Raw genomic sequence first — 14330 nt, forward strand, 5'->3', positions numbered from 1 at the left:
GAACGGGAGGACACCATGACGCTCACGAGACGGCAGTTTGGAGCCCTGGCGACGGGCGCGGCCCTCATGGCCGGTTCGCGCTCCAGCTTCGCGCAGGGCGCGCCCATCAAGATCGGGGCCGTGAACCCCTACTCGGGCGCGATGGCGCAGTATGGCGACGAGGTGACCCGCTGCTACGAACTCGCGGCCGAATGGGCGAACGCCCAGGGCGGCCTGCTTGGCCGTCAGGTGCAAATCGTGCGCGGCAACGCCACGTCGGCGCAGGAGGGCATCGGCGCGGTGGAGCAGCTCGTCGGGCGCGACAAGGTCGACATCCTGGCCGGCACCTATGTGACCGCCATCTCCAACGCGGCGAGCGAGAGCGCGCTGAACTACGGCAAGCTCTATTGGGAAACCAACGCGCTGGCGCGCGACCTCACCGATCGCGGGTTGCCCAACTTCGTGCGCACGGGCCCGAGCAGCAACGAATTCGCGTCCCGGGCCGTGGAAGGCGCCATCAAGGTGGTGGGCGCGAAGCTGAACAAGCAGCCCAAGGACCTGAAGGTCTGGATCGAGCACGAGGACTCGGCCTACGGCACCTCCATCGCGCTGGAACAACAACGCCTCTTCAAGGCGGCCGGCGTCACGGTCGGCATCGGCTCGCACAGCGCCAAGGCGATCGACGTGACGGATTCCATTCTGCGGGCGAAGAACTTCGCGCCCGACGTCTGGATCAGCACCGCCTATGTGGTGGACACCAACCTGCTGCTGCGGGCGGCCCGCGACCAGGGCTTCAAGCCCGCCGCCATGATGTCGTGCGGCGTCGGCGACACCAAGGAGACGCTGGAGGCCATCGGCAAGGATTACCTCGACGGCATCCTGCTGGTGTCCTACCCCCGCCCGGACGTGAGCGAGAAGTACGGGCCCGGCGCAGGCGTCTTCCTGAGGCTCTATCGCGACAAGCTCGGCCGCGACCCCGTCGCCCCGCAGGGCATGAACGCCTTCGTGGGCATGAAAATCCTGTTCGAGGCCATCAAGGCCGCCGGCAGCGTCGAATTCGAGAAGGTGATCAAGGCGGCGGCCGCCATGGACAAGCCGCTCGGGGCCTACGAGACCGGCTACGGGGTGAAGTTCGACGACAAGATGCAGAACACCCGGGCGCTGCCGGTTGTCGCGCAGTGGCAGGGCGGCGCCGTGAAGGCCGTCTACCCCACCGAGGCGGCGTCCGAGGGCGTCTCGGTCATCAACGTTCCCCGAGCCTGACGCCATGGGCGGGGGCGTCCCGACGCCCTCGCCCCAAGCTCGCAACCGGAGAGCCTCTGGTGGCCGAATTTCTCAACATCGTGGCGATCGGCCTTTTGCTGGGCGGCATCTACAGCCTCGTCAGCGTCGGCCTGAACCTCATCTTCGGCGTGATCCGCATCGTCAACTTCGCCCAGGGCGAGTTCGTGATGCTGGGCATGTACGGCGCGTTCGCGGCCCAGGTGGCGATGGGGATGGATCCCTACATCGCCCCGGTGGTGGTTGCGCCGGCGTTGTTCGCGCTGGGCTGCGTCGTCTACTGGATCCTGCTGCGGCCGCTGCAGGGCGAGCCGATGATGCAGGTCTTCGCCACCTTCGGACTGCTCATGGTGCTCGAGAACGTGGTGCTGGCGCTGACGCGCGGCGTGAGCCTCAGCGTCAACTCGGCCGCCGCTCAGATATCCATGTCGCTTGGGCCCGTGCAGATGCCGCTGGCCCGCATCCTCGTGCTGGTCGCCGCCACCGTGGTGGCGGGCGCGCTCGGCTGGTGGCTGCGGGTCACGCTCCCTGGCAAAGCGATCCGGGCGGTTGCTCAGGACCGCAAGGCCGCGCGGCTGATGGGGATCAATGTCGAGCGCATGTACATGGTGAGCTTCGGCGTGGGCGCGGCGCTGGCAGGGCTCGCCGGCTGCCTCCTCGCGCCGCTTTATTCCATGTCGCCGCAGATCGGCATGAACTTCATCATGCCGGCCTTCGCGGTGGTGGTGCTGGGCGGGCTGGGCAGCGTCGCGGGCGCCTATGTGGGCGGCTTCATCGTGGGGCTGACGGAGGCGTTGGCGGGCTTCTACCTGGATCCTGCGCTCAAGCATGCCGTGCTGTTTCTTGTCTTCATCGCCGTCTTGATCATTCGCCCCGCCGGCCTCTTCGGCGTCGCGGGCGCGGAGGAAGTGGGGCTCCGTGAGCAATCGTGAGCAACGCCTCGCCTGGCGCAAAACGGGCGGCGTGAAAACGCTGCGCCACGAGCTGCCGGTCACGTTCGGGGCACTGGCGGCGCTGGGCGCGCTGGTGGCGGCGATGTCGGGGGACAGCTTCACGCTGAACATCCTGGCCAGCACGTTTCTGTTCGCCGGGCTGGCGACCGCGTGGAACGTCATCGGCGGGCTCGGCGGCCAGTTCTCGCTTGGGCACAGCGTGTTCTTTGCGATCGGCGCCTTCACGGTCAGCAATCTCTATCTCGGCCTGCAGGTGTCGCCCTGGTTGGCCCTGCTGCCGGCCGCGCTGCTGTCGGCCGTGCTCGGCGTCCTGATCTCGTGGCCGGTGTTTCGCCTGCGCGGGCCGTTCTTCGCCATCGCCACCATGGCGATGACGGAGGTGCTGCTGTCGCTGTCGCTTTACTTCGACCGATTCACCGGCGGCTCGCGCGGAGTCTCGATCCCGTTTCGGGCCGGGCTCCAGAACATGATCTTCCGGGACCGACTGTCCTACGCCCTGCTGATGCTTGGGTTCCTGGCCGTCTGCCTCGTCGTGATGGCGGCCGTGACCCGCAGCCGGCTCGGCTACTCGCTGCAGGCCGTCCGCGACAACGAGGATGCGGCCGCGGCGGCCGGCATCGACGTGCTGCGCACCAAGCTCGCCGGGATGGCGATCAGCGCTGCGCTCACCGGCATGGGCGGGGTGCTCTACATCATGTATGTGCGCGTCGCCGACCCGCCGACGTTGTTCTCGCTGTTCGACATCGGCGTGAAGATGGCGCTGATCGCCCTGATCGGGGGGATCGGGACCATCTACGGCCCGATGCTGGGCGCGCTCCTGATCATCCCGCTCGAAAGCTGGCTGCGGGCCGAGCTTGGCGGGTCCATTCCGGGCGCGAACCTGATCGTGCTCGGCTTCATCCTGATGCTGACGGCCCTGTTTCTGCGCCGCGGCATCGTGGGCGGGCTGAAGCGACTGTGGAGCCGACCGGGCGCCGCGAAGGGAGCCGGCCGATGACGGGCGCTTCGTTTCTTCAGGTGCAAGGCGCGTCGCGCCACTTCGGGGGCCTGCGCGCGGTGGACGCCGTCAGCTTCGACGTCGCGCCCGGCGAGATCGTCAGCATCATCGGACCTAATGGCGCCGGTAAGACGACGCTGTTCAACCTGCTGACCGGCCAGTTGCCGCCGTCGAGCGGCAAGATCCTGTTTCGCGGCCAAGACATCGGGCCTTTGCGGCCGAATGAGCGGGCGCGGCTCGGGTTTGGTCGCACGTTCCAGATCTCACAGACGCTCACCTCCCTAAGCGTGCTGGAGAACGGCATGGTGGGCGCCTTCCTGCATCACCGCTCGCTACCCGCCGCCGCCGCCAGGGCCGCCGAGGCGCTGGAGCTCGTCGGGCTCGCCAAGCGGGCGGGCCACCGGGCGGGCGATCTCACGCTCGGCGAACGGCGCCGGCTGGAAGTCGCCAGGGCGCTGGCCATGGAGCCGCAGATCGTCCTGCTGGACGAAGTGATGGCGGGGCTGAACCAGACCGAGGTGCAGGACATCATCGAGATGGTGCACACGCTGAACGCCGGCGGCGTGGCCTTCCTGGTGATCGAGCACAACCTCAAGGTCGTGCGCGCCTTCTCGCGCCGCGTGATCGTGATGAACCGCGGCAAGCTGCTGCGCGAAGGCTCGGCCGAGGACGTTCTGTCCGACCCCGAGGTGATCGAGGCCTATGTGGGCAAGAGGCGCGCATGAGCGATCAACTCGTCGTGGAAGACCTTTCGGCGGGCTACAACGACATGCCGGTGCTGCATGACGTCGCCTTCCGGGTTCCCAAGGGCGCGGTGACGGCGATTGTCGGCGCGAACGGGGCGGGCAAGACCACGCTCCTCGCGACCGTAGCGGGATTGATCAAGCCGAGCCGCGGCCGCGTCACCTTCGATGGCCGGGACATCACGGGCGCGCGCGCGGACGCCCTCCCGGGCCTGGGCCTCGCGCTGGTGCCCGAAGGCGGGCGGCTGTTCCCGTTCATGACCGTGCAGGAGAACCTGCAGCTGGGCGCTTATGCGCCGAACGCGAGGCCTCACCTGGCTGCGCGCATGCGCGAGGTGATGGACGCCTTCCCGATCCTGCTGGAGCGTCGTGACCAGCACGCCGGCAAGCTGTCGGGCGGCGAGCGGCAGATGTGCGCCATCGCGCGGGCGCTGATGTGCCGGCCTGCTCTTCTGCTCCTGGACGAACCTTCGGTCGGCCTCTCGCCCCTCATGGCCGAACGAGTGCTCGAAATCGTCACGCGCCTGGCTCGGGAGGAAGGCCTGACGGTGGTGATCGTCGAGCAGCGCGTCACCGAGGTTCTGGAGATCGCCGACGAGGCGCATATCCTGGACCACGGCCGCATCGCGCGTTCCGGTACGGCCGCGCAATTCCTGGCGGATCGGTCCATTCAGGAAACCTACATGGGTCTCTAGTAAACAGTTGGACCATTCCGCCGGAATGACCGATACAGACGCGGGGAGACCTGCATGACGATCAAGTTGAACACGCTCATTTCGCCGGTTGTGGTCCCGAAGGCGTCGGACATCCTGGCGACGCGACTGCGCGAACTGATTGTGAAGGGCCAGATCACGCCCGGTAGCTTTCTCCCCACCGAGCGAGACCTCGTGGTCGAGTCCGGGCTGAGCCGAACTTCCGTGCGCGATGCGCTGCGCGTGCTGGAATCCGAAGGGCTGATCACCACCAAGGTGGGCCGGACCGGCGGATCCATGGTGACGCTGCCCGGCCGAGCGTCCGTGGCGCGGTCGGTGGAGCTGTTCGTCCGCACGCATGGCATCCGCCTGGATTCGCTGCTGGAGTGCCGCGTGGCCGTTGAGCCGACGCTGGCCCGCTTGGCCGCCCGGCACCGCACCGAGGAGCAACTGGCCGAGATGGACGCGATCCACGAGCAGTTCACCGCCTCGGTGAACGACGTGGCCGTCTACAAGAACATCAATCTCGATTGGCATCTCGCCATCGCGCGGGCCAGCCGCAACGAACCCCTCATGGCGCTCATGGAGGCGATCGCGACCCCCATCCGGGACGCCATGGACTACCAGCACGTCACGACGCCCGAACTGCGGGCCATCGCCGTCAAGGCGCATACGGTGATTCTGAAGGCCATCCGCGACCAGGATGAGGACGCCGCGTTCAAGCGCATGGACCGCCATGTCAGCGGCTATCGCGACATCGCGACCTCCACGACCGCGGCCGGCGCCGAGCCGGCCTAGCCAACGCTATTTGGCGATCATTCAAATAATCAGACCTTTTTGTTGATCCCTCGCCGCCGAGACTTTAACGTCTCATGACGACGTGCGCCGACCGGCGTGCGCACGCAAAATGACGTCGACGAGACGCGGCTACGGGAGACAACGATGAGGAGCTTGGCGAGAGCAGTGCTGGGCCTGCTGGCGTGTGTCGGGATCACGGCTCCGGCCGGCGCCCAGACCTATCCGACCCGGCTCATCACCATCGTGGTGCCCTTCGCGGCCGGCAGCGGCAGCGACACCGCCGCCCGCATGCTGGGGCAATACCTCGCTCCTCGCCTCGGCCAGGGCTTCGTGGTCGAGAACCGCATCGGCGCCACGGGCGCGATCGCCACGACGGCCGTGTCCCGCGCGGCCGCGGATGGCTACACGCTCCTCCTGGGCACCAACTCCACCCACGGCTCCAACAGCGCGCTCTACAAGAAGCTCAACTACGATCCCATCAAGGATTTCGCCCCCATCGCCCACACGGGCGTGTTCTCCTATTTCCTGGTGGTCGACCCCAAGCTGCCGGTGAAGAGCGTCGCCGAACTCGTGTCGCTGGCCAGGGCGAAGCCCGGTGACGTGACCTATGCGGCGGGCAGCTCGACCAGCATCGTGATGGCGGAGAGCTTCGCCAGGGGCTCGGGCGTGCAAATGCTTAAGGTGCCCTACCGCAGCAATCCCCCTGCCCTCACGGACGTGATGGGCGGCCGCGTCAACATCATGTTCTGCGACATGTCGTCGGCCGTCACCTCCGTGCAGGCGGGCTCGCTGCGGGCGCTGGCGGTCACCACCAAGGCGCGCAGCACGCTCGCTCCCGACCTGCCGACGATCCACGAAACGGCGGTGAAAGATTTCGACCTTGCCTCCTGGACCGGGCTGTTCGCCCCGGCCGGAACGCCCAAGGACGTCATCGAGCGGCTCAACCGCGAAGTGAACGCCGTGCTGGCGATGCCCGAGGTCAAGGAGCGCTTCGCCACGCTCGGCATCGAGGCGCAGCCTCAGTCCGTCGACACCTTCGCGGGCTATGTGAAGAGCGAGGTCGCCAAGTGGACGACCCTCGTCAAGGAAGCCGGCATCGAGGCGGAGTGACGCCATGGCGGCGCATCGCGGCGGAGAGGTCCAATGAAGACGATCAGGATCGGCGCAGGCTCGGGCTTTGGCGGGGATCGCATCGAGCCGGCCGTCGAACTCGCCGAGAAGGGCGCGCTCGACTACCTGGTTTTCGAGTGCCTGGCCGAGCGCACCATCGCACTCGCCCAACAGGCGCGGCTGCAGGACCCGAACGCCGGTTACGACCGGCTCCTCGACGAGCGGATGCGCGCGGTGCTGCCGGTCTGCCGTCGCAGCCACGTGCGAATCGTCAGCAACATGGGCGCGGCGAACCCCGCGGCGGCCGCGCAAGCGATCGCTTCCATCGGTCGCGACCTCGGCTACGCGGGATTGAAGATCGCCTATGTGCTCGGCGACGACGTTCTTGGTCAGGTGCGCGAGACCAGCCCCGCCCTCACGGATGGCCCGGGGGCGTTTGCGGACATCGCCGACCGGGCGATCTCGGCCAACGCCTATCTGGGCGTTGCCCCCATCGTTGAGGCGCTGGCGGGCGGCGCGGACGTGGTGATCACCGGTCGGGTTGGCGACCCGGCGCTGTTCATGGCGCCGCTGGCGCATGAATTCGGCTGGCGGGAGGACGACTGGGAGCGCCTCGGCCGCGGGGCGCTGATCGGGCACCTGCTGGAGTGCGGCTCTCAACTGACGGGCGGTTATTTTGCGGACCCCGGCGTCAAGGATGTCGCCGACCTCGCACGCCTGGGCTTCCCCCTCGCGGAGGTCGACGCCGACGGCGGGGCGCTGTTCAGCAAGGTGGAGGGATCGGGAGGCGAGCTCAGCCTTCGCACCTGCAAGGAGCAGTTGCTCTACGAGGTGCACGATCCGGCGCGCTACATTCAGCCCGACGTCGTCGCGGACTTCACGAGCGCGCGCTTTGAGCAGGTCGGACCGAACCGCGTGCGGCTTTCGGGTGGTGGCGGCTCTCCGCGCACGGACAGCCTCAAGGTGACGATCGGCCACCATGACGGCTTCATCGGCGAAGGCCAGATCTCCTATGCGGGAGCCGGGGCCGAAGCCCGGGCGCGGCTCGCGCTCGCCATCGTGGAGGAACGCCTGCGGATGCTCGGCGTGGCGGTTTCCGAGCTTCGGCTGGACGTGATCGGGGTCGACTCCGTTTACCGCGGTCCGAGGCCCGACGCCGAGGTCCTGGACGTTCGCGCCCGCGTTGCGGGTCGCACCGCGAGCTTGCAGGACGCCCAACGCATCGGCCGCGAGGTCGAGGCTGTGTGGATCAACGGCCCTGCGGGAGGCGGCGGCGCGACCTGGTCCGCACGGCAGGTCGTCGCGGCGGCCTCAGCGCTGCTGCCGCGGTCGCTTATCGCCCCAACCGTTCACTGGCTGGAGGCCTGAGATGCGGCTGCGCGAACTTGCCCACGCCCGCGCGGGCGACAAAGGCGACATCTCCAACATCGCGGTGATCGCGTACGAGCCGGGCGACTACGCGTTTCTGGTGGAGCACGTCACCGCCGAACGCGTAAAGGCGTTTTTTGCAGGCGTCGTTCACGGCGATGTGGCGCGCTATGAACTGCCGGGCCTTGGGGCGCTGAACTTCGTAATGACGGGTGCGCTGGGAGGCGGCGTCACGCGCTCGCTGGCCCTCGACCCCCACGGCAAGAGCCTCAGCGGGGCGCTGCTCGAGCTCGAGCTGCCAGCCCGTCAAAACCGGATGCCTACCCCATGACCACTCAAGCCCGCTTTGCCGGCAAGACCATCCTGATCACCGGCGCCACAGGCGGCATCGGCAAGGCCGCGGCCCGCCGCCTCGCCGCGGAGGGCGCGCAGCTCGCGCTGACCGACATCGGCCCGAAGTCGCTAGAGGCGCTTTCGGGCGAACTCGGCGGGCCCGTGGTCTGCAGCGCAGGCGACGTCACGCAGGAAAGCGCCATGGACGACGCCATCCAGGCGGCACTCGATGCGTTCGGGCGCATCGACGGCGCCTTCCTGAACGCCGGGACCGAGGGCAAAATTGCGATGCTCGGAGCGGCTGAGGTCGCGGACTTCGATCGCGTGATGGCGATCAATGTCAGGGGGCCGTTTATCGGCTTGAGCCGCCTCATGCCGCTGATGAAGCGCCAGGGAGGCGGATCGATCGTCCTCACCTCCTCCACCGCCGGCCTGCGCGGCAGCCCAGCCATGGCCCCCTATGTGGCCAGCAAGCACGCCGTGCTCGGCCTGATGCGCTGCGCCGCGCTGGAGGGCGCTCCGCAGGGCGTGCGGGTTAACACCCTCCACCCAGGTCCGATCGACACGCAGATGATCCACAATATCGAGCACGGCTTCGCGCCCGAGAACCCGCAAGCCGCCGCCCGGGCGTCGCTCGCCCGCCTGCCGCTGAAACGCTACGGAACGCCGGACGAGGTCGCGGCCCTGCTGGCGTACGTGCTCAGCGACGAAGCCGCCTTCTGCACCGGCAGCGCCTTCTCCATCGATGGCGGCCTGATGGCCGGAACCCCGATGTCGTGAGGCGGACTGCGCCGGACGCGCCCTCCCCTATCGCGGAGGCGCCCGTCCGGCGTCGGCACATTTACCAGGCGCCGAGCGCGTCGACGAAGTCGCCGATCGGAACCCACTTACCGTTACGGATCTGCACCCGAAGCACTTCGGTCGTGCCGAGGTGCTTCTCGGGTGTCAGCGTGACCTTGCCGATGATGCCGGAGTCGTAGTTCTTCAGCTTCTCGAAGCCCTGCACCAGCGTCGTGCGGTTCAGGGGCTCGCCGGCCTGCCGAATGGCCTCGGCGGTGATCTTCGCCAGCGCATAGGTGAGCAGCGAGCCATAGTCTGGCTGCTCGTTCGGGGCGTATTTCGCCAGGGCTTCGCGGTACTCACGCACGGCCGGCTGGTCCGATTCAACTGTGTACGACAGCGACACGCTGCGCAGGCCCTCCACGGCCTCGCCGCCGATCTTGATTAGATCGGCGCTGACATTGCCGCCGTAGGTGAAGAGCTGCGTCTGCACCTTCTGCTGCTTCAGTTCCTTGGCGAGCAACGAGAGTTCCTGGATAGTGCCGATGAACACCAGCGCGTCCGGAGCCTTCCGGGCCACCTCGAGGGCGATGGGCGCATAGTCGCTGGTTCCGAGCTTCACCGGCATCATCTCGACTTTCGAGTCGGCTGCGGCCGACTTCACGCCAGGCTCCACATTCGACGCGACCTTCTCGAAGGCCGGCGCAGCGGCGTGGATGACGACGACGTTCTTGAATCCGTCCTTGCCGGCCCAGCGACCGACGGCCCGGGCCTGGTAGTCGAGCAAGGTCTGCGCGCCAACCAGCAGCGGGCGGGTGGGTTCGTACCAGTCGAGCGCGCCGCCGTACGGCATGACGTAGGGTACGCCCGCTTGTGTCAGGTACGGGAAGGTGGCGGCGCTCGGGCCAGTCGCGTAGGAGCCCTGGATGGCCAGCACCTTGTCGCTGTCCACCAGTTTACGCGCAGCCGCGACCGCCTGTTGCGGATTGTAGCCATGATCTTCCACGACGACGCGGATCTTACGGCCGTTGACGCCGCCCGCGTCGTTCAGCCGGCTGAAAAACGCGGTCTGCCCAGCGACGCCCGGCACGCCATAAAGAGCGAAAGGTCCCTTCAGGGCGGACCAGCTCCCCAGCGTGATCTCCGTCTTGGATACGCCAGACGCCTCCTGGGAAAGTGCAGGCTGGGCCGCCAGAATGCCCAGTGCAGCGGTGCAAATCGCGCCAAAGTGAAGCTTTGCCCGGCTCACGGCCATGCGTTCCTCCCGGTCTATTGCGAGCACAAAATCATCGCTCTTTGATATGGTCTAATAATTTAGTTGCGCGACGATGTCGAGCCTTCTACGCTGTTTGCAGAAGGCGAAGACCTTGACTTGGGAGGGACCGATGAAGACCTGGGCTGGCGCAGCGGCGCTGCTGGCGGGTATGCTTCTGACCGGAGCGCATGCGCTCGCTCAGGTCGGGCCGGGCGTGACCGACAAGGAGATCAAGCTCGGATCTTGGCAGCCGCTCAGCGGGCCGGTTTCGATCTATGGCGTGCCCGTGCGGGCCGGCGCCGACGCCTATTTCAACATGATCAACGATCAGGGCGGCGTAAAAGGCCGCAAGATCAAGTTCATCGTCGAGGATAACGCCTTCAACCCGCAGCGCACGGTCGCAGCGGCGCGCAAGCTCATCGGCAGCGACGAGGTTTTGGCCATCGCGGTCGGCTTCGGCACGGGGCCGTCCGCCGCCGCCTTCCCGTATGTGCTGCAGCAGGAGAAAGTGCCCTTCGTGACGCCCTACGCCGGCGCCGAGGACTGGTACACCCCCCCGCGCCCCGGCCTCCTGAGCGCGCAGGTGCTCTATGAGAACCAGGCCGCCGCCGTGGGTCGCTGGGCCGTCAAGGACGGTCGCAAGAACATCCTCGTGATCCACTCGGACCCGGCCGCCTACCACAAGCCCGGCGAAAGCGCCGTGGCGGCCATCCGCAAGGCGGACGCGTCGGCCAAGGTCGAGGCGATATCGGTGAAGTGGGGCACGCAGGACTACGCCCCCATCGCGCTCGACGCGCTGCGCCGCGCGCCCGACGCCATTATCCAGATCGCCGTGGTCCAGGAGGTTTCAGCTCTCGCTAAGGAACTGCGCCAGCAGAATTCGCAGATCCCGATCTACACCTACTCGCCCAACGTCACCCAGTCGCTGCCGCTCCTGGGCGGAGCCGCCGTGGAAGGCGTCAAGGGCGTGTCCTGGACCGTGCCGGCCTCGCTCGACACCCCGGCTCTCAAGGAATATCGCGCCGCCCTGGCCAAATACGCGCCGGACCAGAAGCCCGACTTCGACTCTCTCCTCAGCTTCGGCTTCGCCAAGGTTGTGGTCGAGGCGCTGCGTCGGGCAGACGAGCCGCTCAACCGCGCCACCTTCATCGAGGGCTTCTACAAACTCAAGGATTACGACAGCGGCGTCCTCCCGCCGGTCACCTTCGCGCCCGACCGGCCGCTCGGCCTCACCACGCTGCAGCGGGTGGTCTTGAAGAACGGCGTCTGGGAAGCCGTCGGCGAGCCGATCGACACCACCGCGGAGTGGTGACCTGCGCGTAAGCGCCCCTCAACCGCTCGAAATCGCGCTCCCGCACTCGACTGGAAGGACACAAGATGGGCGACCTGCCGGCCGTCATCGCCTCGGGCCTGGTCAGCGGATCGGCCTATGCGCTGCTCGCGCTCGGCATCGTGATCATCTTCCGCTCCACCGACACGGTGAACTTCGCCATCGGGGACACCGCAACCCTGGCGGTGTTCCTTACCACCTCGGCGATGGCGGCCGGTTTGCCGCCCGCCGCAGCCCTAGTGCTGGCGGTCCTCATCGCGGGCCTCGCCGGTATGGCGACGGAGCGCTTTCTTATCCGGCCGCTGGGAGCCGGGCATAAAAGCCTCTTCATCGCTCTGGTGGTGACCATCGGGCTCGGGCTCATCATTCATGCGGTAATCGGCGTGATCTGGGGCCAGCGGCCCATCGTGGTCGCCCCGGTGGCGACCGGGACGGTCCGCGTGTTTGGCGTCGCGCTCACGCTCAACAAGATCATCGCGACCGGGATTGCGCTCGCAGCCATGGCGGCGATCGCCTGGCTGTTTCGCTTCACAGCGATCGGCGTCGCCATGCGGGCCAGCGCCGAGGATCACTTCGCCGCCCGGATCATCGGCATCCGGCCGACCGTCATCGCGTCGCTGGCCTGGTTCATCGGCTGCGGCATCGCCGCCATCGCGGCCTTTTTTCTCGCCGCGGACGGTTCGGCCAACGCCAACCTCACGCTCTCGCCGTTGTTCCGCGCCTTCGCGGGCGTGTTCCTCGGCGGGCTCACCAGCATGCTGGGGGCGGCCGTCGGCGCGTTCACGATCGGCGTGCTGGACAACGTGGCCGGCCGCTATCTCTCGGCCAACTACCGCGACACCATCGTGTTCGGAATCATTGTGGCGGTGCTGTTCATCCGCCCGTCAGGCTTTTTGGGCGCCGCCCGCAAGGAGCGCGTATGAACGCCTGGCTCCGCCGCATCCTCACGCTCGCGGGCGGCGCGCTGGTCGCCGCCGTGGTCGGCTGGCCCGGCATTGTTGGCGACTATGGCCAGTTCGTCATCGCCTCCATCGCCTTCTACGCCATTGCGGTGGCGGCGGTCAGCCTCCTGGCCGGTTTGTGCGGCATCTGGTCCATGGGCCACACGGCCTTTATGGCCATCGGCGCCTACACGGCCGCCCAATTCGCCCTGCATGGCTGGCCAGTCGAACTATCGATCCTCTCCGCCATAGGGCTGGCGTCCATCGCCGGTTTTATTCTCGGCATCAGCGCCGGGCGCTTTTCCGTGCTGTATTTCGGCCTGCTCACTTTGGCGCTCTGCATGGCGGCCACGGAGGTCATCGGGCACTGGACATCCATCACGGGCGGCGACGAGGGCATCCAGGTCTCCCCCGCCCGCAGCATCCTGCTCGGCCGCACGCTGGACCTGCGCGGCGCGGTGGTGATGACCGTCACGCTGGCGACGCTCGCTCTCATTGTCGTCGACGTGGTGGCGTCCGGCCCGATCGGCCGGCGCTGGCTGGCCGTAAAGAGCCAGCGCACGGCCTCCGCCGCCATGGGTCTGCGCCCGCATGTGGAGAACGCCAAGGCCTTCGCGTTCAGCGCCGCCGTTGCGTCGCTCGCCGGCGTTGGCATCGCGTTCACGATTTCCTATCTCGACCCGATCGCGTTCAGCCTGGACGCCTCGGTTCAGCTCATCGTCGCCACGGTGGTCGGCGGCGCCGGCAACCTTCTCGGCGCCCTGCTTGGGGCGGCGTTCATCGTCGCCGTCCCGGAGGCCGCGCGTGGCATCCCCAACATCTCCGTCTTCGTGTTCGGAGCCGCCACCGTGGCGGTGCTCCTGTTCATGCAGAAGGGCATCGTGCCGACCCTTGCGCACTTGCTCCGCCCATCCCGGCGCAAAGCGGGCGAGAGCGTTCAGGCGGCCGCCATCGACTCCGCCGCCATTGAGGAACTGGTGCGCGCCTGCTTGCCTCGCGCCACCGAAGGTTTGGTGGTGGACGGCCTCGACCTCAGCTTTGGCGGCGTAAAAGCCCTCCAAGACATCTCATTCACGGTCCCGGCCGGCTCGGCGCTCGGACTGATAGGACCCAACGGGGCCGGCAAGACCAGCCTGCTCAACGTCATCGGCGGCTTCTACCGCGCGACGTCTGCACGCGCCGTGCGCTTCGGCGCGCAAGACCTCATCCGCCAGCCGCCCTATGCGCGCGCGGCGCTCGGCATGGGCCGCACCTTCCAGCACGCCGAGCTCTTCGCCGAACTCACACTGCGCGAGAACATCGCGTCCGCGGCGCGCCTCGGCGCCGCCCGACGCGCACAGGCGGGACTCTCCGCCAGATCGCCCGAAGAGATCACCTCCTTGATCCTCGACGCGCTCGGCCTCGCCGCCAACGCGGAAGCCCTGCCGAGCGCCCTCCCCTTCGGCGTGCAGAAGGTCGCCGACATCGGCCGCACGCTGGCGCTCGCGCCGTCGCTGGTCGCCATGGACGAGCCGTTCTCCGGGCTCGACGAACGGGAGCGCTCCGCCATCCGGGCGATTCTGCAAGGCATGCGCGACGCAGGGGTCACGATCCTGATCATCGACCACGCCGTGCAGGAGGTGCTGCGCGTCGCCGACCGGATCGTGGTTCTAGAGTTCGGCCGCGTGCTAGCCGAAGGCGCGCCGGAGCAGATCCGCAACGATCCCGAGGTTCATCGCGCCTATTTCGGCGCGGACGGGGCTCCGGCCCGGACCGCAGCTGCGTAAACGA

14 protein-coding genes are annotated in these 14330 nt (G+C 67.7%); 13 read left to right on the plus strand and 1 reads right to left on the minus strand.

Annotated features, from left to right (window positions below):
* The first annotated feature begins 15 nt into the window (after positions 1-15).
* From IEV99_RS15275 to IEV99_RS15320, 10 genes are all read left to right on the plus strand, one after another.
* Complete coding sequence (locus IEV99_RS15275; protein WP_188518611.1) at positions 16-1242, plus strand: ABC transporter substrate-binding protein; 1227 nt, start codon at positions 16-18, stop codon at positions 1240-1242.
* 59 nt (positions 1243-1301) lie between these two features.
* Entirely contained in the window at positions 1302-2192 is an 891-nt protein-coding gene (locus IEV99_RS15280) for a branched-chain amino acid ABC transporter permease (RefSeq protein ID WP_188518612.1), read from the plus strand.
* Positions 2179-3210, plus strand: coding sequence for a branched-chain amino acid ABC transporter permease (locus IEV99_RS15285; RefSeq protein WP_188518613.1), 1032 nt, complete (start codon positions 2179-2181; stop codon positions 3208-3210). Before IEV99_RS15280 ends, IEV99_RS15285 begins: the two co-directional genes overlap by 14 nt.
* A complete protein-coding gene (locus IEV99_RS15290; protein WP_188518614.1) occupies positions 3207-3935 on the plus strand; it encodes an ABC transporter ATP-binding protein in 729 nt (242 codons plus the stop codon). Before IEV99_RS15285 ends, IEV99_RS15290 begins: the two co-directional genes overlap by 4 nt.
* Positions 3932-4648, plus strand: a complete 717-nt coding sequence (locus IEV99_RS15295) for an ABC transporter ATP-binding protein (RefSeq protein ID WP_188518615.1) — start codon at positions 3932-3934, stop codon at positions 4646-4648. Before IEV99_RS15290 ends, IEV99_RS15295 begins: the two co-directional genes overlap by 4 nt.
* Positions 4649-4702: 54 nt before the next feature.
* On the plus strand, positions 4703-5443 hold the full coding sequence (locus IEV99_RS15300) for a FadR/GntR family transcriptional regulator (protein WP_188518616.1): 741 nt from the start codon (positions 4703-4705) through the stop codon (positions 5441-5443).
* Positions 5444-5587: 144 nt separating this feature from the next.
* Positions 5588-6553 carry a Bug family tripartite tricarboxylate transporter substrate binding protein gene (locus tag IEV99_RS15305; protein WP_188518617.1) on the plus strand — a complete coding sequence of 322 codons (966 nt, stop codon included), beginning with the start codon at positions 5588-5590 and terminating at the stop codon, positions 6551-6553.
* A 33-nt stretch (positions 6554-6586) separates the two neighbouring features.
* Positions 6587-7921, plus strand: a complete 1335-nt coding sequence (locus IEV99_RS15310; protein ID WP_188518618.1) for an acyclic terpene utilization AtuA family protein — start codon at positions 6587-6589, stop codon at positions 7919-7921.
* A gap of 1 nt (position 7922) precedes the next feature.
* Positions 7923-8252 carry an AtuA-related protein gene (locus IEV99_RS15315; protein ID WP_188518619.1) on the plus strand — a complete coding sequence of 110 codons (330 nt, stop codon included), beginning with the start codon at positions 7923-7925 and terminating at the stop codon, positions 8250-8252.
* A complete protein-coding gene (locus tag IEV99_RS15320; protein WP_188518620.1) occupies positions 8249-9034 on the plus strand; it encodes an SDR family NAD(P)-dependent oxidoreductase in 786 nt (261 codons plus the stop codon). The genes IEV99_RS15315 and IEV99_RS15320 overlap by 4 nt, the downstream gene beginning before the upstream one ends.
* Positions 9035-9095: 61 nt before the next feature.
* On the opposite strand, the gene IEV99_RS15325 is transcribed toward IEV99_RS15320, so the two are convergent.
* Positions 9096-10289 (minus strand): ABC transporter substrate-binding protein, encoded by a 1194-nt coding sequence (locus IEV99_RS15325; protein WP_188518621.1) that lies wholly within the window; start codon positions 10287-10289, stop codon positions 9096-9098.
* Positions 10290-10419: 130 nt separating this feature from the next.
* On the opposite strand from IEV99_RS15325, the gene IEV99_RS15330 reads away from it, so the two are divergent.
* From IEV99_RS15330 to IEV99_RS15340, 3 genes are all read left to right on the plus strand, one after another.
* Positions 10420-11601, plus strand: coding sequence for an ABC transporter substrate-binding protein (locus IEV99_RS15330; protein ID WP_188518622.1), 1182 nt, complete (start codon positions 10420-10422; stop codon positions 11599-11601).
* A 65-nt stretch (positions 11602-11666) separates the two neighbouring features.
* Positions 11667-12542, plus strand: coding sequence for a branched-chain amino acid ABC transporter permease (locus tag IEV99_RS15335; RefSeq protein ID WP_188518623.1), 876 nt, complete (start codon positions 11667-11669; stop codon positions 12540-12542).
* Entirely contained in the window at positions 12539-14326 is a 1788-nt protein-coding gene (locus tag IEV99_RS15340) for a branched-chain amino acid ABC transporter ATP-binding protein/permease (protein ID WP_188518624.1), read from the plus strand. Before IEV99_RS15335 ends, IEV99_RS15340 begins: the two co-directional genes overlap by 4 nt.
* The last annotated feature ends 4 nt before the right edge of the window (positions 14327-14330 follow it).

The organism is Alsobacter metallidurans (genome assembly GCF_014636935.1).
In the GTDB taxonomy this organism is placed as follows: Bacteria; Pseudomonadota; Alphaproteobacteria; order Rhizobiales; family Beijerinckiaceae; genus Alsobacter; species Alsobacter metallidurans.

Coding starts and splice junctions, on each gene's coding strand:
- IEV99_RS15275 (WP_188518611.1), top strand. CDS start 16: ATGACGCTCACGAGACGGCAGTTTGGAGCCCTGGCGACGGGCGCGGCC.
- IEV99_RS15290 (WP_188518614.1), top strand. CDS start 3,207: ATGACGGGCGCTTCGTTTCTTCAGGTGCAAGGCGCGTCGCGCCACTTC.
- IEV99_RS15295 (WP_188518615.1), top strand. CDS start 3,932: ATGAGCGATCAACTCGTCGTGGAAGACCTTTCGGCGGGCTACAACGAC.
- IEV99_RS15300 (WP_188518616.1), top strand. CDS start 4,703: ATGACGATCAAGTTGAACACGCTCATTTCGCCGGTTGTGGTCCCGAAG.
- IEV99_RS15305 (WP_188518617.1), top strand. CDS start 5,588: ATGAGGAGCTTGGCGAGAGCAGTGCTGGGCCTGCTGGCGTGTGTCGGG.
- IEV99_RS15310 (WP_188518618.1), top strand. CDS start 6,587: ATGAAGACGATCAGGATCGGCGCAGGCTCGGGCTTTGGCGGGGATCGC.
- IEV99_RS15315 (WP_188518619.1), top strand. CDS start 7,923: ATGCGGCTGCGCGAACTTGCCCACGCCCGCGCGGGCGACAAAGGCGAC.
- IEV99_RS15320 (WP_188518620.1), top strand. CDS start 8,249: ATGACCACTCAAGCCCGCTTTGCCGGCAAGACCATCCTGATCACCGGC.
- IEV99_RS15325 (WP_188518621.1), bottom strand. CDS start 10,289: ATGGCCGTGAGCCGGGCAAAGCTTCACTTTGGCGCGATTTGCACCGCT.
- IEV99_RS15330 (WP_188518622.1), top strand. CDS start 10,420: ATGAAGACCTGGGCTGGCGCAGCGGCGCTGCTGGCGGGTATGCTTCTG.
- IEV99_RS15335 (WP_188518623.1), top strand. CDS start 11,667: ATGGGCGACCTGCCGGCCGTCATCGCCTCGGGCCTGGTCAGCGGATCG.
- IEV99_RS15340 (WP_188518624.1), top strand. CDS start 12,539: ATGAACGCCTGGCTCCGCCGCATCCTCACGCTCGCGGGCGGCGCGCTG.